This window comes from Streptomyces sp. NPDC099050 (genome assembly GCF_044759865.1).
GTDB lineage: Bacteria > Actinomycetota > Actinomycetes > Streptomycetales > Streptomycetaceae > Streptomyces.
On the sequence record NZ_JBIWAE010000023.1, the window covers coordinates 100,343 to 124,515 of the forward strand.

Here is a 24,173-nt window from a genome sequence, read left to right on the forward strand (position 1 = left end):
GACTTGATCCGCAATTCAACAAAGGGTGAGCTGTGGACTGCACGCGGTGCGGGGACCGGGCTTTCCGGCGTGGCCACGAGGTCGTGACTCATCCGGGGTTGCTCGGTTCCGCTGTCCGGCGGTTCGGGGAGCAGAGGTCTCACGGTGTTGCCGTGGGACTGCCACGCGACCCGACCCGCAAGCGGGTTTCGGGCTCGGTGTGGTTGACTCCCGCAGCGCTTCTTCCAGCGCTTGTGCGTAGGTGATCTGTGCGTTCCTGGATGCGATGGTGTCCAGGAACGCGGTCTTGGGGTCGTCCACGCTGGTGAAGCGGACGAACGCGGCGAGGGCTGCGGACACGAGGTCGCGCTTGCCAACCAGGCCGCAGGCAGTGCACCTGTGCTCGCGGTCACGGAGGGTCTTGTTTACACGCTCGCCGCACAGGCAGTGCTGTGACAGGGCTGTGGACCAGGTGGAGGCCCGGACGAGCCTGCCGCCAGCGGCCTCGCACTCCACCTTGAGCGCGGAGATCAGCATGCCCGGCGTGGTCTGGGACAGGCGCTTACCCCAGAGCCGATACCAGGTGCGGATGTCGCAGTCCTCCACGACCAGTACGGGTCCGTGGGCGGCGATGATCTCCCGCGCCACGAAGCGGGCACGGTGGCGGCGGTGTTCGGCGATGCTGGCGGCGCGTTCGGCCTGGCGGGCGCGCTGCTGCCGGTAGTTGGCGGATAGCCGGTCACGCCGGAACGCCTGCCTCGGCATTCCATCGGACCGGGAAGCTCGGGCACCACCGGGCACCATGACGGTCTTGGGCGGAAGGCCCTTCTCTGCCCGCCGAGCTGCGCAGCGGGCCTGCTTCTTCGACAGCCCGTACTGCGCGGCGTTCATCGCTCTACGGGAGCGCTCCAGCGCCCTGGCTCGACCCCGCCGCGTCTTCGCCTCCTTCTCCAGCCGGGCACGCTCGGCGTCGGTCAGCGTGACCTCGGTGGACTCGGGCGTGCCGCCGTCGAGCGCGGCGGGGAACGAGGCGATCGACAGGTTGGAGACGTTGCCGTCCACCCCGCCGATCCGGTCGAGCTGGGCGGCGCGGTCGCGCATTTCTCGTACAGCCGGGGCGGTGTATCCGGGGCCGAGCACCATCACGTGCGCCTCGTACACCCAGCCGCCCGGCGCGGACGCCTTCCGGCGCCGCACGAGATCGACCTTGTGCCAGGCCAGCGGGTTGGACAGGAAGTACTCAACCCGCGCCCACTGGCCCGCGCCCTGCGGGATGCGGACAGGGAGCACGAGGTCACCGCGCTTTCCCTCGGGGCCTCCGGCGAAGATCAGGGCGAGGGGGCTGTTGTAGTCCCACCAGTTCGCCTTTCGCATCCCCGGCTTACCCGAGGCGGTGACCTTGCCCGTGGGTACCTTGTCGTCTGGCAACGTCGGCTTCGGCATGCGGCGCGGCTGCATCAGCGAGTGCCAGCCGCCGTCGGGGTAGGCCAGGGCGTGGCCGTGAAGGGTGCCGACCAGACGGAACGTCTCCCACTTGTTCTCGGTTGTGTGCGAGCGGGCACGGCCCGGAATCCGAGTGAAGTCGTGCCAGTTGCCGACCTTTGGCCGGCCAAACCGGTGGCCCGTCACGTCGGGAAACAGATGGCGCGAGACGCCGCTCCACACCTCATCGGCGATGTGCATCGCCAGGGCCTTGGAGGCGTGGTGCTTCAAGTGCCCTGAGTTTTCCAAGTGCTTGTAGGCGCAGCGCTCCAAGCCCTCACGAGACAGGCCGAGGCGCTGCCGTACCGCCTTCGCCCCGTCACGCTCTCGCTCCCGGTGCGCAGCCCAGTAGGCATCGACCTTGGCGCGGGCATCCCGCTGGACGGCCCTCTTGATCGACCACATTGCGCCGAACAAGCCGTTCAGCCGACCGAGGTCGGCGGGGTCGGTGACAGCCAGCGGCAGCACCATCACCGACACCAACCCGGCGTTGGGCTTGGTCCACTTCGGGGCCTTGTTCTTCCCCCGGAACTTCCGTGTCTGGGCAGCCCGCATCGCCGTCACCCCCCTTCAGCATGACCCCGGCTCCACATCCCCAACTTAGAGGGTGCTTCGGACAAACAGGCGAATCACGCACACGTTCATCACTACTCGCGACGTCTCGCACGCATGCGCGACCGGGGTGACGGCGCGACTCAAGGTGACCGTCCAGCACGCCTGCCACCTCAACAGCAGCCGTGCCGACATCCCGACCGCGATCTACGTCGGCCTCACCCGGCCGCCGGTCGCCCCGTCACCCCACCGGCGTGAGCAGCGCGTCCGCGATGGCCGTTCGGGCGTACAGCACCGAACGGCCGGCGCGGTGGCCGGTGACCAGGCCCGCGTCGCGCAGCGCCGTGAGGTGCTGGGAGACGGCGGCGGCGGACAGGCCGCTGTGGCGGGCCAGTTGGGTGGTGGAGGCCGGGGTGTCGAGCTCGGCGAGCAGCAGGGTCCGGGAGCGGCCCAGTACGGCGGCCACCGCGTCGGTGGCCTTGGTGGCGCGGGGCTCCCAGAGCGTGCCGATCCCCCGCGCCGGGTAGGCCAGTTGGAGCGGATCGGGGGCCACCGAGCGGGTCAGGACCCGGGGCCAGGCGAAGGCGGAGGGCACCAGCAGCAGTCCGGGGCCGGTCTGGGCGCGGGTCAGCGCGCAGGCCCGGCGGACCATGCGCAGGGTGCCCGAGTCCCAGGTCACGGTGGAGTGGAGCTCGTTGAGGACGTGGGCGGAGCCGTGCTCGGCGACCTGCCGGGCCCGGTGGAACACGTCGGCTTCGAGGAGCTGGCGGATCCGTGGCCAGTAGGGCGCGAGCGCGAGTTCCCAGTAGGTCCGGATCTCGTCGGTGACCTTCTCCAGTACGGCTTCGGGGTCCTCGTGGAGCAGCCTCAGGCGCACCGCCGGCCCGTATTTCACCTCGATCGTCGCCAGGTCGGCGCGCACGTTCTGCGGGCTGCTCGCGCGGATGGCCGCCAGCTCGGCGTCGAGCTCCGGGAAGGGGCCGGCCGGGGTCGGGTTGAGGAAGTCCGCGAGGTAGCCGCCGCCCGGGATCAGCGCGGCGAGCCAGCCCCGGTCCAGGCCCGCGCTCAGCAGCCGGGGCCGCACCTGGGCGGCCCAGCGGCGGTGCAGCGGCGGATCGGTCTCCGCGTGCAGCAGCCGGAAGCTGGTGACGACCTCCCACATCGGGGACACCGCGAAGCGGGTCTGCGCCAGATCGGCCGCCGAGAAGCTCAGTTCGTATTCCATGGTTCCGCGTACCCCCGTCGCCGCCCGTTGGATTCGGCCCCACCTTAATCAATAGGACCCACGGCCGTCCCCCCGCAGGCTCCTCTCATGCCCTCCTCCTTCCGCGGACTCCCGCCCCTCGTCTGGACCCTCTTCGCCGGTACGGTCGTCAACCGGCTCGGCTACCTCGTCACCCCCTTCCTCGTCTTCCTCCTCGCCGACCGGGACATCACCGGCTCCGACATCTCCTTCGTGCTCGGCGCGCTGGGCGCCGGCCACCTGCTCGGCCCGGCCCTCGGCGGACTGCTCGCCGACCGGATCGGCCGCCGCCCCACCATGCTGATCGGGCTCATCGGCTCCGCCGTCGCCCAGGGCGCCCTGTTCCTGGCCCCGGGGCTCTGGACGATGGCCGCCTCCGCGCTGCTGCTCAGCACCGCCGGAGCCACCGTGGGGCCCGCCGCGTTCGCGCTGCTCGCCGACTCGGTGGACACCGGATGGCGGCAGCGCGCGTACGCCCTGTTCAACTGGGGCGTGAACATCGGTACGGCCGTCGCCGGCGTCCTCGGCGGGTTCCTCGCCGCGCACGGGTACTGGCTGCTCTTCGCCGTCGACGCCGGTTCGGCCCTCCTCTACGCGGCCGTGGTCGCGACCCGGCTGCGCGAACCGGCCCGCACCGCCCCGACCAAGGCCTCGGGCCTGGGCTACGGGGTCGTCCTGCGCGACCGGCTGATGATGCTGCTGCTCCCGCTGCTCGGCATCCAGCTGTTCGTGTACTCGCTGACCGAGGTGGCGCTGCCGCTGGCCGTCCGCGACAGCGGCCTCTCGCCCGCCGTGTACGGGGCCCTGGCGGCGGTCAACGCCGTCCTGGTGGTGGCCCTGCAGCCGTACATGACGACCAGGCTCTCGGGACTGCCGCAGCTGCCGGTGCTGGCCGCGGGCAGCACCCTGGTCGCCGCCGGCGTGGCGCTGACCGGGGTCGCGGACTCCGTCACCGGCTACGTGGTCTCGGTGGTCGTCTGGTCGCTCGGCGAGGTGGCCGTGGCCGGCATCGCGGCCTCACTGGTGGCCGACCTGGCCCCGGCCGACGCCCGCGGCCGCTACCAGGGCGCCTTCAGCTGGACCTGGGGCACGGCCCGCTTCGCCGCCCTCACCCTGGGCGTGGCCCTGTACACCGGGGTCGGGCCGGCGGTCCTGTGGTGGGGCGCCCTCGTCGCGGGACTCCTCGCCTCGGCGGCGATCCTGGGCCTGCGCGGCCGGATCGCGATGCGTGCGGAGCGGGACCTCGACCTGGCGGCCTAGACCGCCTCGACCACGACAGGGTGCCCCGAGAGGAGCCGTCCCAGGTCGTCCACGTCCGAGGTGAACACCGTCACCTGTGCCCCTCGCCTCGACTTCTCGACCGCGACGGCGGCAAGGACAGCGTCGATGGCGTACTTGTGGCCGTGTAGCCCCGCCTCCGTGAGGAGTGCACGAGCGAGGCCAACGACCGGGTCATCCGCGTGGACCACTTCGATGCGGGACAGGGACCAGTCCCAGAGCCGGGGCGCCTTGCCCGGCCGTGGATCCCATGCCTCCAGCGTCGTGAGCCCCGAGGTGACGACCGGCACCTTGCGATCCCAGGCCTTGTTGACCAGACCGACGATGGCCCGGTCCCCGCGCACCGCTTTGGACAGCGCCTCGGAGTCGAAAACGAACAGCCGCGGGCGATGAACGGGCGCGGGCTTCGACCGCGGCGTCATGCCGCAGCCTGTCCTGAGTCGTGGGTCACCTCTACTCCGGCTCTCAGCGCATCGTGTTTGGCGTCGATCTCAGCGAGCCACTCGTCCGTGGCACGGAGTTCCTCGTCGGTCAGGGCGCCGTACTCCTCCTGAAGGCCGGCCGACAGCTCACCCAGCTTGTCCACCGCATCCCTGCCTGCCGCCGCTTCCGTGATGTACGCCGACACACCGCGCGCGTCCACCCGGGAGCGGATCGACTCCAGAAGCTCCTCGGGCACGGTGATCGTGATCTTCTTCGTAGCCATACAGCAAGTATGAAGCCCTCGCAAACCGCCCGTCCAGTCCCCTCACGGGTGAACCCCAACGACGCCGGGCCCCGGCCTAAGCCGGGAACCTGCGGTCCACCCACCGGAAGGTGAACTCGATGAGGGTGGCCGCGACGGCGGCGACGGCGACGGCGGTCCACGGCATCACGGCGCCCTCCAGCTTGAGCTGGAAGAACTCCTGGAGCCAGGGCACGACGAGCACGATCAGGAACGCCAGGCCCATCGCGCCGACCAGGCCGACCCGCCACCAGGTGTACGGGCGGGCGATGATCGCCAGCACCCACATCGAGGTCAGGAACAGTGCGAGCGTCGCCGCGCTGGTCTCCGCCTTGAGGGCGTCGGGGCCGGAGTAGTGGTGGCGGGCGATCACGTAGGTGACGAAGCAGGCGACGGCGGCGATGACCCCGCCCGGGATCGCGTACCGCATCACGCGTTTCACGAAGTGCGGCTTGGCCCGCTCCTTGTTCGGCGCCAGCGCCAGGAAGAAGGCCGGGATGCCGATGGTCAGCGTGGACAGCAGCGTCAGGTGGCGCGGCAGGAACGGGTACTCGACCTGGGAGCAGACCACCAGGACGGCCAGCAGCACCGAGTAGACGGTCTTCGTGAGGAAGAGGGTGGCCACGCGGGTGATGTTGCCGATGACCCGGCGGCCCTCGGCGACCACCGAGGGCAGGGTGGAGAAGCTGTTGTTGAGGAGCACGATCTGCGCGACGGCCCGGGTGGCCTCCGAGCCGGAGCCCATGCTCACGCCGATGTCGGCGTCCTTGAGCGCGAGCACGTCGTTGACCCCGTCACCGGTCATCGCGACCGTGTGGCCCCGGGACTGGAGGGCGGCGACCATGTCGCGCTTCTGCTGCGGGGTGACCCGCCCGAAGACGGCGTTCTGGTCGAGCACCTCGGCCATGGCGCCCCGGTCGGTGGGGAGCTTCCGGGCATCGACGGTGCTCTCGGCGCCGGGCAGGCCCAGCTTCCCGGCGACCGCGCCGACCGAGACGGCGTTGTCCCCGGAGATGACCTTGGCCTTGACGCCCTGGTCCTCGAAGTACCGCAGGGTGTCGGCGGCGTCGGGGCGCAGCCGCTGCTCGAGGACGACCAGGGCGGTCGGCTTGACCCCGGTGGCCACGGCCGGGTCGTCGAGTTCGCGGGCGGCCCGGCCCAGCAGGAGGACCCGTAGGCCCTGCTCGTTGAGCTCGTTGATCTCCTCCAGGGCCGGGTCCCCGGCCGGGAGCAGCACGTCGGGGGCGCCGAGCAGCCAGGTGTTGTTCTCGCCGTCGCCCTCGCTGAAGCTGGCGCCGCTGTACTTGCGGGCGGAGGAGAAGGGCAGCGATTCGGTGCAGCGCCACTCGGCGCTGTCGGGGTAGGCGTCGATGATCGCCTGGAGGCTGGCGTTGGGGCGCGGGTCGCTCTCGCCGAGCGCGCCGAGCACCTTCTTGACGTACGCGGCGTCCGCGCCGCCGAGCGGGCGGCACTCGGTGACGTCCATGCCGCCCTCGGTGAGGGTGCCGGTCTTGTCGAGGCAGACCACGTCGACGCGGGCGAGCCCCTCGATGGCGGGCAGCTCCTGCACCAGGCACTGCTTGCGGCCGAGCCGGATGACGCCGATGGCGAAGGCGACGGAGGTGAGGAGGACGAGGCCCTCGGGGATCATCGGGACGATGCCGCCGACGGTGCGGGCGATGGCGTCCTTGAGGTTGTTGTCCTTGACGATCAGCTGGCTGATGATCAGGCCGATGGAGGTCGGGACCATCATCCAGGTGACGTACTTGAGGATGGTGGAGATGCCGGAGCGCAGCTCGGAGTGGACGAGCGTGAACCGGGAGGCCTCTTCGGCGAGCTGCGCGGCGTAGGCCTCGCGGCCGACCTTGGTGGCGGTGAAGGCGCCGCCGCCGGCGACGACGAACGACCCGGACATGACCGGGTCGCCGGGCTTCTTCAGGACCGGGTCGGCCTCGCCGGTGAGGAGGGATTCGTCGATCTCCAGGCCGTCGGCCTCGCCGACGAGCCCGTCGACGACGACCTTGTCGCCGGGACCGAGCTCGATGACGTCGTCGAGGACGATCTCGGAGGTGGAGATCTCGGCGGTGCGGCCGTCGCGGCGGACGCTGGGTTTGGCTTCGCCGATGACGGCGAGGCTGTCCAGGGTCTTCTTGGCGCGCATCTCCTGGATGATGCCGATGCCGGTGTTCGCGATGATCACGAAGCCGAAGAGGCTGTCCTGGATCGGCGCGACGAAGAACATGACCACCCAGAGGACGCCGATGATGGCGTTGAAGCGGGTGAAGACGTTGGCGCGGACGATCTCGGACGTGGAGCGGCTGCTGCGGACGGGCACGTCGTTGACGGCTCCGCGGGCGACGCGCTCGGCGACCTCGGCGGTGCTCAGGCCGGCCGGCTTGAACCGGGGTGCGGGTGGCCGGACCGGGTGGACGGGATCGAGCTCGGCCCCCGCGTCGATGGCGGTCCCGGCGGGTGCGGGGCCGGCGCTGACGCCCGGCTCCGGTCCCTCTGATCCCTCTGATTCGATCTGTGCCCGCTCCGTCATGGTTTCGACGGTAAAGGGGGATCCAACGGTTCACCCGCCGACAGGTATGAAGATCCGACTTCAGGATGAGCCAAATCCCCCGCTGGTAGCCCCTTCGCACGACCCGGTGCGGCGCGCGGGGCACGTGCGGCACCGTTGCCAGGGGCTCCGCCCCAGGAGACCCCCGCGCCTCAACCGCTGGCGAGGCCGGATGTGGCGGGCTAGCCCGCCTGGGGAGCCGGGCCCCCCTGGGTGTCTTCGTTCCGGGCGGCCAGCTCAAGGGCGTGGCGCTTGAGGGCCGCGTCGCGGCCGCGGACGTACCAGAGGCCGATCAGGCCGAGGAACCCGCCGACCGCGCAGGTCCAGACCCACCACAGCATGCCCCGGTCGGCGAACCACCCGTAGAAGGGGAGCTGGAAGAGGAAGAGGGCGAACCAGATGATCGTGCCGCCGGTCACGGTGCCGACGATCGGGCCCTCCAGGGGCTCGGGGGCCTCGTGCGTCGCAGTCCATTTCGCCATGGGGGCAAGTCTAGGCCGGTCGACTCAGGGTCTACGCGCGGAGATAGACGGCCCTTCGTTCATGTGTTCATACTGAAACGGTTTGGGCTTGGCCCGTTTTCGTCGTATGAAACCACCACTGAGGACCAGGACCCCCATGAGCACGACGGCCCCCGTGGACCGCTACTTCAAGATCTCCGAGCGCGGCTCGACCATCGGCCGCGAGGTCCGCGGCGGGTTCGCCACCTTCTTCGCGATGGCCTACATCATCGTGCTGAACCCGATCATCCTGGGCAGCGCGAAGGACATGTACGGCAACCAGCTCGACGGCGGCCAGCTGGTCACCGCCACCGTGCTGACCGCGGCCTTCACCACCCTGCTGATGGGCGTGATCGGCAACGTCCCGATCGCGCTGGCGGCCGGCCTCGGCGTCAACACCGTCGTCGCCCTCCAGCTCGCCCCGCGCATGAGCTGGCCCGACGCCATGGGCATGGTGGTCCTGGCCGGCTTCGTGGTGATGCTGCTGGTCGCCACCGGCCTGCGCGAGCGGGTCATGAACGCCGTCCCGCTCGGCCTGCGCAAGGGCATCGCGATCGGCATCGGCCTGTTCATCCTGCTGATCGGCCTGGTCGACTCGGGCTTCGTCACCCGCATCCCCGACCTCGCGCACACCACGGTCCCGATCCAGCTCGGCAGCAACGGCCACCTGCACGGCTGGCCCGTCCTGATCTTCGTGGTGGGCGTCCTGCTGACGCTGACCCTGATCATCCGCAAGACCCCCGGCGCGATCCTGATCTCCATCGTGGCCATGACCGTCGCCGCCCTGCTGATCCAGCTGATCGCCAAGCTCCCGGACGCCGCCTGGGGCCTGACCGTCCCGGAGTGGCCGGGCAACCCGCTGGCCGCGCCCGACTTCGGCCTGATCGGTCAGGTCAGCCTGTTCGGCGGCTTCGGCAAGGTCGGGATGCTGACCGGCATCCTGTTCGTCTTCACCGTGCTGCTGTCCTGCTTCTTCGACGCCATGGGCACCATCCTCGGCGTCGGCGACGAGGCGAAGCTGACGAAGCCGGACGGCTCCTTCCCCGGCATCAACCGGGTGCTGTTCGTCGACGGCATGGCCGTCGCCGCGGGCGGCGCCTCCTCCTCCTCGGCCACCACCTGCTTCGTGGAGTCCACGGCGGGCGTCGGCGAGGGGGCCAGGACCGGCCTCGCGAACATCGTGACCGGCGGCCTGTTCACCGTGTCGCTGTTCCTCACGCCGCTCGCCACGATGGTCCCTTCACAGGCGGCCACGCCCGCTCTCGTCGCGGTCGGCTTCCTGATCATGGCCGGCTCGGTCAGGGACATCGACTGGAACGACTTCACCATCGCCGTCCCGGCCTTCCTGGCCATGGTGATGATGCCGTTCACGTACTCGATCACCAACGGCATCGGCATCGGCTTCGTGGCCTTCTCCGTACTGCGGCTGGCGACCGGCCGGGGCCGCGAGGTCCCGGTGGCCATGTACGTCGTGTCCGCGGTCTTCGTCTTCTACTACGCGATGCCGGCGCTGGGCCTCACGTAGCCCCGGCCCGGGGAGCCCCCGGGCTCAGGTGAGCCCGTAGAACTTCTCCGTCTCGTCGACGGCCGCCTTGAAGCGTTCGTCGAAATCGTCGCGAATGAGCGTCCGGACCACATAGTCCTGGACGCTCATTCCTCGTTTGGCGGCATGAGTCCGGAGCCTGTCGAGGAGCTCCCCGTCTATGCGCATGCTCAGCACATGTGTCCCCATGCCGAAAGAGTCGGGGCACAGGGCATGGACGCGTGTCACTTTCCGGAGCCGACTCACCCTTACGAGTGACGCCGGATACCTGGTGTTCCTTAGGTAGAGTAATGAGTTACTCTAAATACATGCATGACCTTTCCCAAGGTGCCGACGCGGCCGCCGTGAACGATCTCCGCTCCGCCGTCATGCGGCTGGGCCGGCGCCTCAAGCACCAGCGCGTCGACGAATCGCTGAGCCCGACCGAGATGTCGGTCCTCGGCACCCTCGCCCGCTGCGGCCAGGCCACCCCCGGTGAGCTGGCCCGCCGCGAGCACGTGCAGCCGCCGTCCATGACGCGCATCGTCGCGTTGCTGGAAGCCAAGGGACTGGTCACGCTGGAACCGCACCCCGACGACCGCCGCCAGAAGGTGGTCCGCCAGACGGAGGAGGCCGAAGCGATGCTCGAAGAGAGCCGTCGCAAGCGCAACGCCTTCCTCGCCGGGCTCGCGGCCGAGCTGACCGAGGACGAATGGGCGAAGCTGCGCGAAGCCGCGCCCGTCCTGGACAAGCTCGCGCACCTATAGGAACGACGCCAGGAGGCGACCCCTTTTGAGTACGGGACCCGGAGCAGACTCCGCCCCCGGCCACACACCCACCACTACGCGCGCCGCCGCCGGGCCCGCGCCGGGCAAGAACTCCATGTTCAGCTCACTGAAGATCCGGAACTACCGGCTCTTCGCCACCGGCCAGGTCGTCTCGAACACCGGGACCTGGATGCAGCGCATCGCCCAGGACTGGCTGGTCCTCTCCCTGACCGGCTCCGCGTCCGCGGTCGGCATCACCATCGCGCTGCAGTTCCTGCCGATGATGCTCTTCGGCCTCTACGGAGGCGTCCTCGCCGACCGGCTCCCCAAGCGCCCGCTGCTGCTGTTCACCCAGGCCGCCATGGGCCTCACCGGCCTCGCCCTCGGTGTCCTCACCCTCGCCGGTCACGTCAACGTCTGGCACGTCTACCTCGCCGCCTTCCTCCTCGGCCTGGTCACCGTCGTGGACAACCCGGCCCGCCAGACCTTCGTCTCCGAGATGGTCGGCAAGAACCAGCTGGCCAACGCGGTCAGCCTGAATTCGGCCAACTTCCAGTCCGCGCGACTGGTCGGCCCCGCCATCGCCGGCGTCCTGATCACCGCCGTGGGCTCCGGATGGGCCTTCCTGCTCAACGGCCTGTCCTTCGCGGCGCCGATCGCGGCCCTGATGCTGATGCGGACCCGCGAACTGCACCAGGCCGAGGTCCAGCCCCGCGCCAAAGGCCAGCTCCGGGAGGGCCTGCGGTACGTCGCCGGGCGGCCCGAGCTGATCTGGCCGATCGTGCTCGTCGGATTCATCGGCACCTTCGGCTTCAACTTCCCGATCTGGCTCTCCGCCTTCGTCAGCAAGGTCTTCCACGGCGACGCGGGCACCTACGGGCTCTTCAACACGCTGATCGCGGCGGGCTCCCTGGCGGGCGCGCTGCTGGCGGCCCGGCGGGGCCTGTCCCGCCTGCGGCTGCTGGTCGCGGCGGCGGTGCTCTTCTCCGTCCTCCTGCTGGTGACGGCGTTCGCACCCGGCTTCTGGCTGTTCGCGGCGCTCCTCGTCCCCATCGGGGTCTTCGGCCTGACGGTCAACGTCACCGCCAACTCCAGCGTCCAGATGGCCACCGACCCCGAGATGCGGGGCCGGGTGATGGCCCTGTTCATGATGGTCTTCACCGGCGGCACCCCGATCGGGGCCCCGCTGGTCGGATGGGTCACGGACACCTACGGAGCGCGGATCGGCATGGCCGCGGGCGGAGCGGTCTCCCTGGCCGCCGCCCTCACGATCGGCCTCGTCCTGTCCCGCATCGGCAACCTCCGCCTCAGCGTGAACCGCCACGGCGTCGCCTTCGTCCCCTCGGACCGCCGCCGCCAGCTGGCGACGGCCGCGTGACGCACCCGGCGCGACCGGATCGCCTTCCGGGCGATCCGGTCCCGCCGGCCCGGCATCCAGCCCCGCCGGCGTTCGAGGCACAGGGGGCCCGGGGACCGGTCCCCGGCAACGGCGCCGCACGGCGACCACATCGCTAGGCTCGGCACCATGAGACTGTTCGCAGCCGTCATCCCGCCCGAGGCGGCCATCTCGGAACTGGCCGAGACCGTCCGCGGCCTACAGGACGACCGCCTCCGCTGGACCGCGGAAGCGGGCTGGCACTTCACGCTCGCCTTCATGGGCGAGGTCCGCGACGAGGTCCTCCCCGAGCTGCACGCCCGCCTCGCCCGGGCCGCGGCCCGCACCGCGCCCTTCCCGCTCCGGATCCACGGCTCCGGCCACTTCGGCCACCGCTCCCTGTGGGCCGGCGCCGCCGGGGACCTCGACGCCCTGCGCATGCTCGCCGAGCGCGCCGACGCCGCCGCCCGGCGCTCCGGGGTGCCCATGGACCAGCACCACCGCTACACCCCCCACCTCACCCTCGGCCGGCTCCGCGACGAGCGGCACGACGTCCGCCCCTACGCCGCGGCCCTGGCCTCCTTCGAGGGCACCGCCTGGCAGGTCGGCGAGCTCAGCCTGGTCCGCAGCAACCTGCCCGACTCCGGGGTCCCGGGCGAACAGCCCCGCTACGAGGTCGTCGGGTCCTGGGAACTGGGCGAGCCCGCCCCTCCGTCCGAAGGGCGGGCCCGGTCGCGTTAGGCTCGACGGGTGGATCCCAAGACCAGAAACCGCGTCATGGCCGGTGTACTCGTACTGATGTTCCTCGTGGTGGCGGTGGCCGCCGCGGTAGGCCAGTAGGCCGGCGGGCCCGGCGCCCGCCGCCTACCAGGCGAACGCCTCCGGAGCGGGCCCCGGCCCCGGGAAGACCTCGTCCAGCCCGGCCAGCACCTCCGGCGACAGCTCCAGCTCCACCGCGCGCAGCGCGGACGCGAGCTGCTCCGGCGTACGCGGCCCGACGATCGGGCCCGTGACCCCGGGACGCGTCAGCAGCCACGCCAGAGCGACCTCGCCGGGCTCCAGTCCGTGCTTGTCCAGCAGGTCCTCGTACGCCTGCACCTGCGCCCGTACGGAGCTGCTCGCGAGCGCGTCCGCCAAGCCACGTGGTGGAACTGTTGAAGCGCTCTCCCGGCTGGAGCCGGGAGATTCCCGCTTACCTTGCGGCAGCGGGCTTGACGCGCTTGGCGCGCCTGACGACTGCCCTCCCGGCAGCCGGGATGAGCGCGAGGCCCATCCGGTACAGGTGCAAGACGTTGAGGGCCGCGTTGTGGTCGGCGTTGCCCGACCAGCCGCAGTCCGGGTTCTTGCACACGAACACGGCCTGGGACTCCCAGCTGCCGGGCGTGGTCAAGCCGCACGCCGAGCAGCGCAGGCTGGTGCCGGCGGCGGGGACCTTGTGCAGGGTGCCGCCGTGCCGGGCGGTCTTGTACGCCAGCATGACGACCGTCCCGCCCCACGCCTCCCCGCTGATCGAGCGGTTCAGCCCGGACTTCTGGGCAACGTTCTGCCCCGGCTCTTCGATGGTTCCCCGGCCAGACCTGACCATGTTCGCGATGGTGAGTGCTTCGACCACGACCGTGCCGTATGCGCAGGCGATGGCGGTGGTCGTCTGATGCTGCCAGTCCAGGGCCCGGCGCTTGGCTTTCGCGCGGAGTCCTGCGATCTGGTCGTAGGTGCGGTGCAGCCGGCGGCTGGCCTGCTCGCCGGGCTTACGGTGCCGCTTACGCTGCGCGGCGCGCCGCTCCAGGCGCAGGAGCTTGGCCTTCTCTCGATCGGTCAGCCACTCGCCGTGCCCGTACGTTTCGCCATCCGAGAGGGCGATCGGCACGGTGATGCCCACGTCGATACCGACCTCCGGGCCCTGGTGCGGCTCGGGCGTGACCTCCAAGGTCTGGACGCGGAAGGCGATGTGCCAGCCGAGCGGGTCTTTGACCAGCCGTGCTCCGGTGATCCGGTTCTCCGCGTTGCCATGCTTGCCGACAGGCAGGTCCTTGGTCCACCGGAAACGGATACGGCCAATTTTGGGAATGTTGGCCATACCCCAGCGGCGGTGCACGCGAACGATATTCAGGTCGCGGCCCTGCGGGACGTCCACGGACATCACCGTGCGGAACCGGCCCTTGAAGTTCGGGGCGTCCGCGCGGCCGTCCCAGCAGTTCTTCCAGGCCTGGAAGTAGGTTTTCAACACCGCTTGCGAAGCCTGCGCGGGAAGGATAGCGAGAAAGCCGATGTCCTCGCGGGCCTGCCGGATCGCGGCGTCCGCGTTCACCAGGGTCCGCTTCTCTTTCGGCATCATCTGCCACCAGGCGTGCAGGAGATTCCACATGGTGCGAGCCGCATGCGCCTGGCTGTCGGTCTTTTCAACGCTTCGGCAGGCGACAGTGCAAGCCGGGCGCGATGGCCGAACTGCTGCTTGACCAGCGCATCTTGACTCACGACCGAGAACTTAGCAGCGCGTGATGCCACCACGCTGGAATCCTCGTCCCGATGCACGCGCCGGACGTCTTATTGTCCACAACCTGCACGTTCACTTGGTTTACGCCACCAGATACCGACGGAAAGCGCTCACCGGCGCCATACCGACCCGCACCGACTCCGCCGGATCATGTGGATTCGCGGGGTGCTCTTGCCTGGAGTGGACTCGAAGCAGTTGGCTTGGGCTCATGAAGTACACGCAGCTCGGACGCACCGGACTCAAGGTCAGCCGACTCGTTCTCGGCACCATGAACTTCGGTCCACAGACAGACGAACCCACCAGCCACGGCATCCTGGATGCCGCGCTCGACTCGGGTCTGAACTTCGTAGACACCGCCAATGTGTACGGGTGGGGTGAGAACAAGGGCCGTACCGAGGAGATCATCGGCACTTGGTTCAGCCAGGGCGGCGGCCGTCGCGAAAAGACGGTCCTCGCCACCAAGGTCTACGGGAGCATGGCCGCCGAAGGCGACCCGTGGCCCAACTACGACCGCCTGTCGGCGCTGAACATCCGGCGGGCCGTCGATGCCAGCCTCAAGCGCCTGAACACCGACTACATCGACGTGTACCAGTTTCACCACGTGGATCGGAACACGCCCTTCGAAGAGATCTGGCAGGCCGTCGAGGTCCTCATCCAGCAAGGCAAGGTCCTCTACGCCGGATCCTCGAACTTCCCCGGCTGGAAGATCGCCCAGGCCAGCGAGACCGCTGCGCGGCGAGGGACGGTCGGCCTGGTCAGCGAGCAGTGCCTGTACAACCTCGCCGAGCGGCGAGCGGAGATGGAGGTCATCCCGGCCGCCCAGGAGTACGGGCTCGGGGTCATCCCCTGGTCCCCGCTGCACGGTGGGCTCCTCGGCGGGGTCATCAAGAAGGAGGTCGAGGGCAGCCGCCGCGCCTCGGGCCGCTCCGCCGACGCACTGACCAACACCTCGGTGCGGGCCCAGGTCCAGGCGTACGAGGACCTGCTGGACAAGCACGGCCTGGAGCCCGGCGAGACCGCGCTGGCCTGGCTGCTGACGCGTCCGGGGGTCACGGGCCCGATCGTCGGTCCACGCACATCCGAGCAACTGGAGAGCGCGCTGCGCGCACTGGAGCTGGAGCTGGAAGACGAGCTGCTGACAGCCCTGGACGAGATCTTCCCCGGTCCGGGACCGTCCCCGGAAGCCTTCGCCTGGTAGCAGACAGCAGGCAGCTGTACGTGGCGGTGGCCATCGTCCCTTCCTTGTGGAGGGAAACCACCGCGCGTTCGTGTTACTCGTCCTGCCGGGGCCGGTACGGCCCCCCGATGCCCCAGGCCTGGTGGAGGACCGCCGCGAACTCCCCCGCCAGGCGGTGCTCGCCGGAGGCGTTGGGGTGCGTGCCGTCGTAGGTGTCCCGGTCTATGTCGTACGCCTCCGGGCGCGCGGCCAGCAGGATCGGCGAGCCGGGGGTCGACAGGTCGGCGACGGCCTTGGCGAGGAGCTCGTTGAACAGCTCGACCTGCCGCGCGAAGGGCGCGTCGTCCCGGGCCCTGATGTTGGGTATGACGGGCAGCAGGACCATCCGTATCCCGGGCCGGGCGGCGCGGGCCTCCGCGATGAACCGGCGGGCATTGGCGGCGGTGCCCTCGGCGGCGGTGTAGAAGCCGAGGTCGATCAGCCCGAGGGAGACGAGTAGGACGTCGGCCCGGGCGGCGCCGGCGGCCGGTCCGATGAGCGGGGCCATGTGCTGCCAGCCCTCGCCCCAGCCGGCCAGATGACGGCGGGCGTCGGCGGGGAAACCGGGGTCGGCGTACTCGTGGCTGGTCGGCGCGTCCGCGAAGGTGTCGTAGAGCCCGCTGCGGGGACCGACGATCTCGTACGGGCCGCCGTAGGTGGTGTCGAGGTGCTGCCACATCCGGTAGCGCCAGGTGTAGTCGCCGGCGCATCCGACGGTCATGGAATCCCCGACGAACATGAAACGCATCCGGTCATCTTCGCGGATCACGGGGGCCGCGGCCCCTGTGATGCCGGACACGCGGGGCGGGCTGGCAGGGTAGGGGCATGCGCCCGCACCTGCTGCCCCTGACCGCCGCCGCCGCTGCCGTTCTCGCCTTGCTGCCCTCGGCCGCCGCCGCGTCCGGGTCCGCCGCGTCCGGGTTCACGATCACCGATCCGCGGATCAAGGAGTCGAGCGGGCTCGCGGCCAGCCGGATCCACCCCGGCGTCTACTGGACGCACAACGACAGCGACGACGGCCCGTACGTGTACGCCGTGGACTCCGCGACCGGCAAGACGGTCGCCCGGATCACCCTGACGGGCATCGGCAGCCCCCGGGACGTCGAGGGGATCTCGCTGGGCCCGGACGGGCGGCTGTACGTCGGCGACATCGGCGACAACCTGGGCGGCTCCTGGAACCACGTGTGGATATACCGCTTCGCCGAGCCCAAGACCCTCAAGGACGCCACGCTCAAGGCCGAGCAGTTCACGGTGAAGTACGCCGACGGGCCGCGGAACGCGGAGGCGCTGATGGTGCACCCGGTGACCGGGCGGGTGTACATCGCCAGCAAGGACGAGAAGGCCGGCGGGCTCTACGAGGGGCCGCAGGCGCTGTCCGCCTCCGGTACGAACACCTTCCGGCGGATCGGGGACGTCCCGTGGGTCACGGACGGGGCGTTCTCCCCGGACGGGGGGCGGCTCGCGCTGCGGGGGTACTTGTGGGCGAGGACCTACCCGTGGAAGGACGGGCGGCCCTCGGGGGACGGGGAGGCGGTGGCCGCGCCGTGGCAGGGGCAGGCGGAGTCCGTGACGTACACGGCGGACGGGTCGATGCTGATGTTCGGCGCGGAGGGGGTGGGCAGCCGGGTCGTCGCCGTCCCGGTGGCGCCGACCGCGAAGCCGTCGCCTTCGCCCTCCGCCCCCGGGGCCCCCGCCCCGACCCCCGGCGCCCCGGCGGCCCCCGAATCCGGCAGCTTCACGAAGGGCGCCCTCGTCCTGGTCCTGGCCCTCGCCATCACCCTGGCCGCGAAGCGCCTCCTGCGCCGCCGCCTCAAGGCCTGACCCTCCGGGTCGGGGTACGGATCCGGGTCCGGGTCCGGGTGGGCCCTGCGGGGCGAAGTCCCCTACCCACCCTTCCCCCGTTCCCCGGGCTCCGCCCGGACCCCTCCTGGGGCTCCGCCCCGGACCGCGGCCCGCAAACGCCGGACGGCTGGAAAGAACAGCTCAGGCCCCCTGGATCGGGATCTGGTGGGAGTCCGACGGGGCGGAGCCGTTCACCGGAGTGGGGGGCGGCGCCGGCTGGGACATCGTCGACAGGAGTTGGCGGGCCAGGCCGAGGCCCGTGCCGCCCATCGTCAGGGCCTTCGCGAACATCTCCGACATGCCCTCCGCCCCGTTGAGCAAGATCATGTGCTCCACGTTGCCGAAGGCACCCGCCCCCGCCTCCACGATCGCCGGCCAGTTCTCCGCGAGCTGCTGCGCGACCACCGCCTCCTGGTTCTCCGCCAGCGCGGCGGCCCGCGCCTGGATCGCCGCCGCCTCCGCGAGGCCCTTCGCCTTGGCGGCCTCCGCCTGCGCCAGTCCGTTCGCCTTCGCCGACGCCGCCTCCGCGAGGCCCTTGGCCTGGGTCGCGGCCGCCTCCGCCTCACCGGTCGCACGGGTGGCGGTCGCCGCCGCCAGGCCCCGCGCCTCGGTGGCCTTCGCGTCGGCCGCCGCGGCCGTCGTCACGCGGGTCGCCTCGGCCGCGGCCGCCAGCTCCGTCTCCTTCGCCTTGGCCTGCGCCGCGGAGATGCGCGCGTCGCGGTCCGCCTCGGCCCGGGTCCGGGTCTCGTACGCCGCCGCGTCCGCCGGCTTGCGCACGTCCGCCTGGAGCTGCTGCTCGCGCCGGTGCGCCTCCAGCTCCGCCACCCGGGTCTCCTGGACCACGACCTCCTGCCGCGCCGCCGCCTCCGACAGCGGACCCGCCTGCCGGGCCGTCGCGGCCGCCTTGTCCCGTTCGGCCTGGTAGCCGGCCTGGAGGATCTCGCTGTCCCGGGTGGCCTCCGACATCCGCGCGAAGGCGGCCTGTTCGGCCTCGGTGGCCCGCAGGTTGGCGTCCGCCTGGGCGATCCGCGCGTCCCGCTGGACGGCCGCCGCGTGCGGCATCGCCAGGTTCTTGATGTAGCCCGTCGGGTCCTCGATCTCGTGGATCTGGAGGGAGTCGACGATCAGGCCGAGCTTCTCCATCTCCGTACCGCACGCCGCCCGGGTCTGCCCGGTCAGCTTCTCCCGGTCGCGGATCATGTCCTCGACCGTCAACCCGCCCACGATGGACCGCAGATGACCGGCGAAGACGATGTGCACCCGCTCGGGCATCATCTTCTGCTGGTCCAGGAAGCGGCGGGCCGCGTTGGCGATGGACACGAAGTCGTCGCCGATCTTGAAGATGACCACGCCCTTGACCCGCAGCGGAATGCCCTGGTGGGTCACGCAGTCCACGTTCAGCTGGGTCTCGTTGAGGTCCAGCGAGAGCTTCCGCACGGCCTGCACGCCGGGCATCACCATCGTTCCCCGCCCGGTGACGATCCGGAAGCCCATGCCTTCCGCGATGCCCTCGGTCTTGTGCGCCGAGCCGGAGATGACCAGCGCCTCGTTGGGCTCGGCCACCCGCCACATGAGCTTGAACAGGCCGATCACGGCCGCGATCGCACCCACGACAATCCCTGCCAGTACGCCGACAGACATCGGCAACACCCCCTCGTACGCGGTGGCGTTCGCCACCGGGAAGGCGAGTGTGCGCCCGCGTCAAGGCGGCGTGAAGACGGTGGCCGACTCTTGTACCCGTCTTGATACGAGAGGGCGCGGGACGCCGCTTCAGTCCCCGTACGCGGCCATCACGTAGACCGTCCGCGGCGGCAGGTACTCGACCACCGTGATCACCGTCCCGACCGCCAGCCGGCCCGTCCCCGGCGCCGGGTGCGCGAGGAAGTGCTCGGCCCCGCCCCGGATCCGCACGATGACCTCGCCGACCAGCCCCGGCCCGACCGTTCCGGTGACCCGTCCGTCCAGCCCCACCATGTCCGATTCCCCCATGCACCGAGCGTACGGTGCTATCCCCTTGCGGGCTCCTCGTCGAGCCGGTATTCCTCGCCGTCCGCGTGATAGCCGTACAGCTCCCCGTAACGGCCCCAGTCCGTCGCCGTCTCCAGCTGCTGCTCCAGCTGCTCGCTCGTGTAGTGGTGCGAGAGCAGGTCGCGGAAGAAGCCGGCCCGCTGCGTGCCGCCCCGCGAGCGCTGCAGGGTGGTGTGGATCAGGTGCACCAGCGGGACCTCCATGGCCCCCTCGGCGAACAGTTCCTTCGACTCCTGTACGTCGGCCCCCGCGAAGGCGCTGCCGCGCGCGGTCAGCACCAGGTGCAGGCCCCGCACCTCGGCCAGGCCCAGCAGTTCCAGCCCGTCCACCTGGGGCAGTACGTCGTCCACCTCCAGGCCCAGTTCCTCGGCCAGGTCGGCGAGGTCCACGCTGCCGTCGCCGGTGCCGCGCTGGAGCACGATCTCGGCGAGGCCCGCCATCCCGTCGACGCTGGCCGCCGGGAGCGGGGTGTTGGCCGGGGTGCGCTTGGCGGGCGGGGCCGCGGCCGGGGTCTTGGCGGTGCGGCCGGTCATCACCGCGTACACGGCGTCCACGATCCGCTCGAACTCGGCGCCGCCCCGGTCCCGGGGGCGGGCCAGGTCCACCGCGAAGGTCTCCTTGATCGTCCCGTAGGGCCGCGAACCCAGCACCACCACCCGGTCCGCCATCAGCACGGCCTCCTCGATGTTGTGCGTGACCAGCACCACCGCCTTGGCGGGGAAACGGTCGGAGGCCCACAGCTCCATCAGCTCACCGCGCAGGTTCTCCGCGGTGAGCACGTCCAGGGCGGAGAACGGCTCGTCCATCATCAGCACGTCCGGCTCCACGACCAGGGCCCGGGCGAAGCCGACGCGCTGGCGCATCCCACCGCTGAGCTCCTTCGGGTAGGCCGACTCGAAGCCGTCCAGGCCGATCAGGTCGATCGCCTCCACCGCCTGCCGGGCCCGCGCCTCCCGGTCCATGCCCTTGGCCTCCAGGCCCAGTTCCACGTTCTGCTGCACCGTCAGCCAGGGCAGCAGCGCGAAGGTCTGGAACACCATCGCCGTGCCCGGGTTCGCCCCGCGCAGCTCCTCGCCCCGGTAGGTGACCGAGCCGGAGCTGGCGGGGATCAGCCCGGCGACGCAGCGCAGCAGGGTGGACTTGCCGCTGCCGGACTTCCCGAGGAGGGCGCCGATCTCGCCCTCCCGGATCTCCAGGTCGATGCCGCCGAGCACGGGCAGTTCCCCGTCGGCGCCGGCGTAGGACTTGGTGAGGGCGGCGGCCCGGAGGATCGTGGTCGGCGCGGTCGTGGTCGCGGTCATCGGTACGGGCTCCTCGGACGGCTCGGACGGCTCGGACGGCAGGTGCGGTACGGATCTCAGAGGGGTCAGAGGGAAGAGGGGTCAGAGGGAGTAGCGGCGTTCCGCGAGCCGGTACAGGGGCCGCCAGAAGAGCCGGTTGAGCCCGACGACGTACATGCTCATGACGGCGATCCCGGCGATCAGCTTCGGGAAGTCCCCGGCCTCGGTGGCGTGGAAGATGTACGCGCCCAGGCCGGCCGCGGACAGGGTCGTCCCGGCGAAGGTGACGACCTCGCCGACGATGGAGGCGTTCCAGGCGCCGCCCGAGGCGGTGATGCCGCCGGTGACGTACGAGGGGAACACGGCCGGGATGATCAGGCGCTTCCAGCGCTGGAGCCCGCGGACGCCGAGGTCGTCCATGGCCTCCTTGAGGTCGGAGGGGATGGCCATGGCTCCGGCGATGGCGTTGAAGAGGATGTACCACTGGGCGCCGAGGGCCATCAGCAGGACGCAGCCGATGTTGATGTTCAGCCCGGTCCGGAGGAAGAACCAGACGGCCACCGGGAAGAGCAGGTTCGCGGGGAAGCTCGCCAGGACCTGCACCACGGGCTGGGCGATCTTCGTGAGCCGGGGCGAGGAGCCGATCCACACGCCCACGGGCACCCACACGACGGTGGCGGCGGCGACGAGCACGATCACCCGGACGAAGGTGATCAGCCCGAGCAGCAGCGGCTCCCCGAAGACCCCGAGGCCGGTCTCGCGCTGGAGGTAGCGCACCAGGTCGTACAGGCCCCACAGGATGACGGCTCCGGCGACGATCGTGAAGACCACGTCGCCGGTCCGGCGGCGGGCCGGATCCACGGACAGCGCCATGTCGTCGCGGCCCAGTACGCGCGCGGCCCGGCCGGTGGCGTCGCGGGCGGGGGCGGTGGCGCGGCCGAGCAGGCGGGGCCAGTGGGAGCGGCGCAGGAAGTCCAGTACGTAGCTGCGCTGGACGTCGGTGGACTCCGACTGCTCGTTCTTGTACTTCTCCGCCCAGGCCGTCAGGGGCCGCCAGAAGAGGAAGTTGACGGTGACGATGGTGACGGTCATCGCGAGGATGACCCAGCCGACCTTGGCGAGGTCCCCCTCGCCGATCGCGGTGCCGGCGTACGAGCCGAGGCCGGGGACGGCGTACTCCTGCCCGGAGACGGAGACCGCCTCGGAGGCCACGAGCATGAACCAGCCGCCGGCGAAGCTCATCATGCCGTTCCACACCAGGTCGATGACCCCGGCGGGGACCTCCACGCGCCAGAAGCGCATCCAGCGGGTGAAGCCGAACGAGCGGGAAACCTCGTCGAGTTCGCGGGGCAGCGAGGTCAAGGTGGCGTAGAACCCGAAGGTCATGTTCCAGGCCTGGGAGGTGAAGATCGCGAAGATGACGGCGCATTCGAGGCCGAGGAGCGAGCCGGGGAAGAGCGCGACGAAGAAGGTGACGAGGACGGAGAGGAAGCCGAGGACGGGGACGGACTGGAGGATGTCCAGGGCCGGGATCAGCACCCGTTCCAGTCGGCGGCTGCGGGCGGCGGCGTAGGCGTAGCCGAAGGTGAAGACCAAGGAAGCGATCAGCGCGATGAACATGCGCAGGACGCTGCGGGCGGCGTAGTACGGGAGCTTCGCGGGGTCCGTGTCCACGTCGGGGACGTCGGCGGGGTCGAAGTTGACCGTGGTGCCCTTGCCGACCTGGAGGATCGCGTACCCGAGCACGAGGAAGGCCGCCGCCACGGCGAAGTCCACCCAGGACAGGCGGGTGCGGGCGGGGGCCGCCTGGCCGGTGTGGGTCTCGGGGCGCGCGGAGGTCTCCATCCCGCCCAGCGGATCACGCCGTGCGGGCGCCCACACCCCAGGTCACCCAACCGGGCGAGACCCTCCCGGGGCGGCCCCGGGAGCCCCGGCGGGAGGCCCCGGCCAGGACCGGTCAGAACCGGTCAGGACAGTCAGGAACGGTCGGCCAGGGCCGGTTCCACGGCTTCGCCGCCCGCCGCCGCCACCGGGGCGGCGGCCTGGGGCCGGCGCAGGAAGGTCGCCCACAGGGCCACCGCCATGCCGAGGACCGCCGCGAAGGAGGCCAGGGTGTAGGCGACGCACACCCGGGTGGAGACCTCGCCGGGGAGCAGGGTCGCGCCGATCAGGACCAGGGTGGCCACGGCCCAGCCGAGGAGTTGCAGGCGGTGCTTGTGCAGCACCAGGAGGGCCTGGCCGAGCACCATGGCCAGCATGTAGCAGAGGGTGCCGGCGGAGATCCAGAAGAACACGGCGTGGCCGAGCCCCGCCTCGGCCTTGAAGAGCACCTCGATGAGCCACGGACCGAGCAGCGTCGCCGGGACGCCCCCGGCCAGGCCGAGCACGATCACGACCAGCGAGGTCCGCCCGAGCAGCCGGGAGAAGCCGGCGCGGTCCCCGGCGGCCGCCGCGGTGGACAGCCCGGACAGGAGCGAGGCCTGGAGCGAGCCGAAGACGAAGAGCGGCACCCGGGCCAGCACGATCGCGTTGAGCAGGCCCGCGACGAGCGCGCCGTCCTCGGGCGCGAGGAGCTTGGTGCTGACCACGGCGGCGTTGACGACGACCTGGGACAGCAGGGTGGAGACGACCAGCGGGCCGAGGCCGCCGAGCAGCCCCGACCACCGGTCGAGCGGCCCCCTGCCGAGCCCCCGGAAGACGGGTACCGAGGTGACGAGCGCGGCGACGAGCGGGGCGGCCGTGAGGATCAGCGCGAAGGCCAGCGGGGAGCGGACCCCGGCGAGGGCGAAGCCCACGGCGAGGCCGATGCGCAGGACGCCGTCGATGCCGAGCTGCCAGCCGAACGGACCGAACCGGCCGAGGCCGGCCAGTACCCCGCGGCAGATGTTGCTGATGCCCATCGCGGCGAAGGCCAGGCCGAGCGCGCCGACCATCTCGGTGTGCCCGTAGAAGAAGGTGTCGGCGAGGAGCGGGGCCGCCCAGGCGAGCCCGGCCCCCAGCAGGACGATCATGCCGAGGGTGAGCCCGGCGATCTGGCGCAGGATGCCCGAGACGCCCGTACCGGCGACGCGGTGCGCGGCGACGATCCGGGTGAGCTCCTGTTCCACGGGGAAGAAGAGGCCGATGCCCACGGACATCAGGATCGTCCAGAGCACCGAGAGCGCGGCCATGCCGTCGGTGTCGAGGCTGTGGCCCGCCGCCATCAGGTGGATGTACGAGGCTGCGCCCAGCACGACCGTGCCGGTGATCACCAGCAGGGTGCCGGGCGGCAGGGCGCTCGCGATCCGGGCCAGCGGCGACCGCTTCGCGGTCACCCCTGTGTCCTGGG

General features: G+C 71.0%; 21 protein-coding genes and 1 pseudogene. 7 read left to right on the plus strand and 15 right to left on the minus strand.

All coding sequences use genetic code 11. The features are described 5' to 3' along the window. Positions 1–15: 15 nt before the first annotated feature. The gene (locus tag ACIQV3_RS31655; protein WP_403718215.1) at positions 16–2,016 is read right to left on the minus strand and encodes a transposase; all 2,001 of its coding nucleotides are present in this window, start codon (positions 2,014–2,016) and stop codon (positions 16–18) included. Positions 2,017–2,254: 238 nt separating this feature from the next. Further along, positions 2,255–3,238 (minus strand): DUF5937 family protein, encoded by a 984-nt coding sequence (locus ACIQV3_RS31660; protein WP_403718116.1) that lies wholly within the window; start codon positions 3,236–3,238, stop codon positions 2,255–2,257. Between the two features lie 87 nt (positions 3,239–3,325). Here ACIQV3_RS31660 and ACIQV3_RS31665 point away from each other — a divergent pair, with 87 nt between their 5' ends. Further along, on the plus strand, positions 3,326–4,516 hold the full coding sequence (locus ACIQV3_RS31665; RefSeq protein ID WP_403718118.1) for an MFS transporter: 1,191 nt from the start codon (positions 3,326–3,328) through the stop codon (positions 4,514–4,516). On the opposite strand, the gene ACIQV3_RS31670 is transcribed toward ACIQV3_RS31665, so the two are convergent. The 4 genes from ACIQV3_RS31670 to ACIQV3_RS31685 all read right to left on the minus strand — a co-directional run bounded on the left by ACIQV3_RS31670 (position 4,513) and on the right by ACIQV3_RS31685 (position 8,303). Then, positions 4,513–4,956 (minus strand): hypothetical protein, encoded by a 444-nt coding sequence (locus tag ACIQV3_RS31670; protein ID WP_403718120.1) that lies wholly within the window; start codon positions 4,954–4,956, stop codon positions 4,513–4,515. The two genes, ACIQV3_RS31665 and ACIQV3_RS31670, sit on opposite strands and share 4 nt — an antisense overlap. Continuing rightward, positions 4,953–5,240 (minus strand): hypothetical protein, encoded by a 288-nt coding sequence (locus ACIQV3_RS31675; RefSeq protein ID WP_403718122.1) that lies wholly within the window; start codon positions 5,238–5,240, stop codon positions 4,953–4,955. The genes ACIQV3_RS31670 and ACIQV3_RS31675 overlap by 4 nt, the downstream gene beginning before the upstream one ends. Before the next feature lie 76 nt (positions 5,241–5,316). Further along, positions 5,317–7,803 (minus strand): HAD-IC family P-type ATPase, encoded by a 2,487-nt coding sequence (locus ACIQV3_RS31680; protein ID WP_403718126.1) that lies wholly within the window; start codon positions 7,801–7,803, stop codon positions 5,317–5,319. Positions 7,804–8,003: 200 nt separating this feature from the next. Continuing rightward, positions 8,004–8,303, minus strand: a complete 300-nt coding sequence (locus tag ACIQV3_RS31685) for a DUF2530 domain-containing protein (protein ID WP_403718128.1) — start codon at positions 8,301–8,303, stop codon at positions 8,004–8,006. Positions 8,304–8,439: 136 nt separating this feature from the next. Between ACIQV3_RS31685 and ACIQV3_RS31690 the strand changes: the two genes are divergently transcribed. Further along, entirely contained in the window at positions 8,440–9,846 is a 1,407-nt protein-coding gene (locus tag ACIQV3_RS31690) for an NCS2 family permease (RefSeq protein ID WP_403718131.1), read from the plus strand. A gap of 24 nt (positions 9,847–9,870) precedes the next feature. Here the strand turns inward: ACIQV3_RS31690 and ACIQV3_RS31695 are convergent, their stop codons facing one another. Continuing rightward, on the minus strand, positions 9,871–10,053 hold the full coding sequence (locus tag ACIQV3_RS31695) for a hypothetical protein (RefSeq protein ID WP_030156886.1): 183 nt from the start codon (positions 10,051–10,053) through the stop codon (positions 9,871–9,873). Positions 10,054–10,172: 119 nt separating this feature from the next. On the opposite strand from ACIQV3_RS31695, the gene ACIQV3_RS31700 reads away from it, so the two are divergent. From ACIQV3_RS31700 to thpR, 3 genes are all read left to right on the plus strand, one after another. Beyond that, a complete protein-coding gene (locus tag ACIQV3_RS31700) occupies positions 10,173–10,610 on the plus strand; it encodes a MarR family winged helix-turn-helix transcriptional regulator (protein WP_403718135.1) in 438 nt (145 codons plus the stop codon). Positions 10,611–10,635: 25 nt separating this feature from the next. Next, complete coding sequence (locus ACIQV3_RS31705; protein ID WP_403718138.1) at positions 10,636–11,988, plus strand: MFS transporter; 1,353 nt, start codon at positions 10,636–10,638, stop codon at positions 11,986–11,988. A 147-nt stretch (positions 11,989–12,135) separates the two neighbouring features. Next, a complete protein-coding gene (gene thpR, locus ACIQV3_RS31710) occupies positions 12,136–12,726 on the plus strand; it encodes an RNA 2',3'-cyclic phosphodiesterase (protein WP_403718141.1) in 591 nt (196 codons plus the stop codon). Between the two features lie 123 nt (positions 12,727–12,849). Here thpR and ACIQV3_RS31715 read toward each other — a convergent pair. Continuing rightward, positions 12,850–13,119 (minus strand): annotated as a pseudogene (locus tag ACIQV3_RS31715) (aldo/keto reductase); the annotation flags it as partial. A gap of 58 nt (positions 13,120–13,177) precedes the next feature. Continuing rightward, positions 13,178–14,350, minus strand: coding sequence for an RNA-guided endonuclease InsQ/TnpB family protein (locus ACIQV3_RS31720; RefSeq protein ID WP_403718145.1), 1,173 nt, complete (start codon positions 14,348–14,350; stop codon positions 13,178–13,180). A gap of 337 nt (positions 14,351–14,687) precedes the next feature. Between ACIQV3_RS31720 and ACIQV3_RS31725 the strand changes: the two genes are divergently transcribed. After that, positions 14,688–15,677 (plus strand): aldo/keto reductase, encoded by a 990-nt coding sequence (locus ACIQV3_RS31725; RefSeq protein WP_403718148.1) that lies wholly within the window; start codon positions 14,688–14,690, stop codon positions 15,675–15,677. Positions 15,678–15,750: 73 nt separating this feature from the next. On the opposite strand, the gene ACIQV3_RS31730 is transcribed toward ACIQV3_RS31725, so the two are convergent. Beyond that, complete coding sequence (locus tag ACIQV3_RS31730) at positions 15,751–16,443, minus strand: GDSL-type esterase/lipase family protein (RefSeq protein ID WP_403718153.1); 693 nt, start codon at positions 16,441–16,443, stop codon at positions 15,751–15,753. Positions 16,444–16,520: 77 nt separating this feature from the next. On the opposite strand from ACIQV3_RS31730, the gene ACIQV3_RS31735 reads away from it, so the two are divergent. Next, on the plus strand, positions 16,521–17,516 hold the full coding sequence (locus ACIQV3_RS31735; RefSeq protein WP_403718156.1) for a WD40 repeat domain-containing protein: 996 nt from the start codon (positions 16,521–16,523) through the stop codon (positions 17,514–17,516). 162 nt (positions 17,517–17,678) lie between these two features. On the opposite strand, the gene ACIQV3_RS31740 is transcribed toward ACIQV3_RS31735, so the two are convergent. The 5 genes from ACIQV3_RS31740 to ACIQV3_RS31760 form a co-directional block, all read right to left on the minus strand. Next, positions 17,679–19,178, minus strand: coding sequence for an SPFH domain-containing protein (locus ACIQV3_RS31740; RefSeq protein ID WP_403718217.1), 1,500 nt, complete (start codon positions 19,176–19,178; stop codon positions 17,679–17,681). A gap of 129 nt (positions 19,179–19,307) precedes the next feature. Continuing rightward, positions 19,308–19,526 carry a hypothetical protein gene (locus ACIQV3_RS31745; RefSeq protein WP_403718159.1) on the minus strand — a complete coding sequence of 73 codons (219 nt, stop codon included), beginning with the start codon at positions 19,524–19,526 and terminating at the stop codon, positions 19,308–19,310. A gap of 17 nt (positions 19,527–19,543) precedes the next feature. Then, positions 19,544–20,866 carry a nitrate/sulfonate/bicarbonate ABC transporter ATP-binding protein gene (locus ACIQV3_RS31750; protein ID WP_403718162.1) on the minus strand — a complete coding sequence of 441 codons (1,323 nt, stop codon included), beginning with the start codon at positions 20,864–20,866 and terminating at the stop codon, positions 19,544–19,546. An 81-nt stretch (positions 20,867–20,947) separates the two neighbouring features. Then, the gene (locus tag ACIQV3_RS31755) at positions 20,948–22,690 is read right to left on the minus strand and encodes an ABC transporter permease (RefSeq protein WP_403718165.1); all 1,743 of its coding nucleotides are present in this window, start codon (positions 22,688–22,690) and stop codon (positions 20,948–20,950) included. A gap of 131 nt (positions 22,691–22,821) precedes the next feature. Next, positions 22,822–24,159, minus strand: a complete 1,338-nt coding sequence (locus ACIQV3_RS31760) for a lipopolysaccharide biosynthesis protein (RefSeq protein ID WP_403718168.1) — start codon at positions 24,157–24,159, stop codon at positions 22,822–22,824. Between the last annotated feature and the right edge of the window lie 14 nt (positions 24,160–24,173).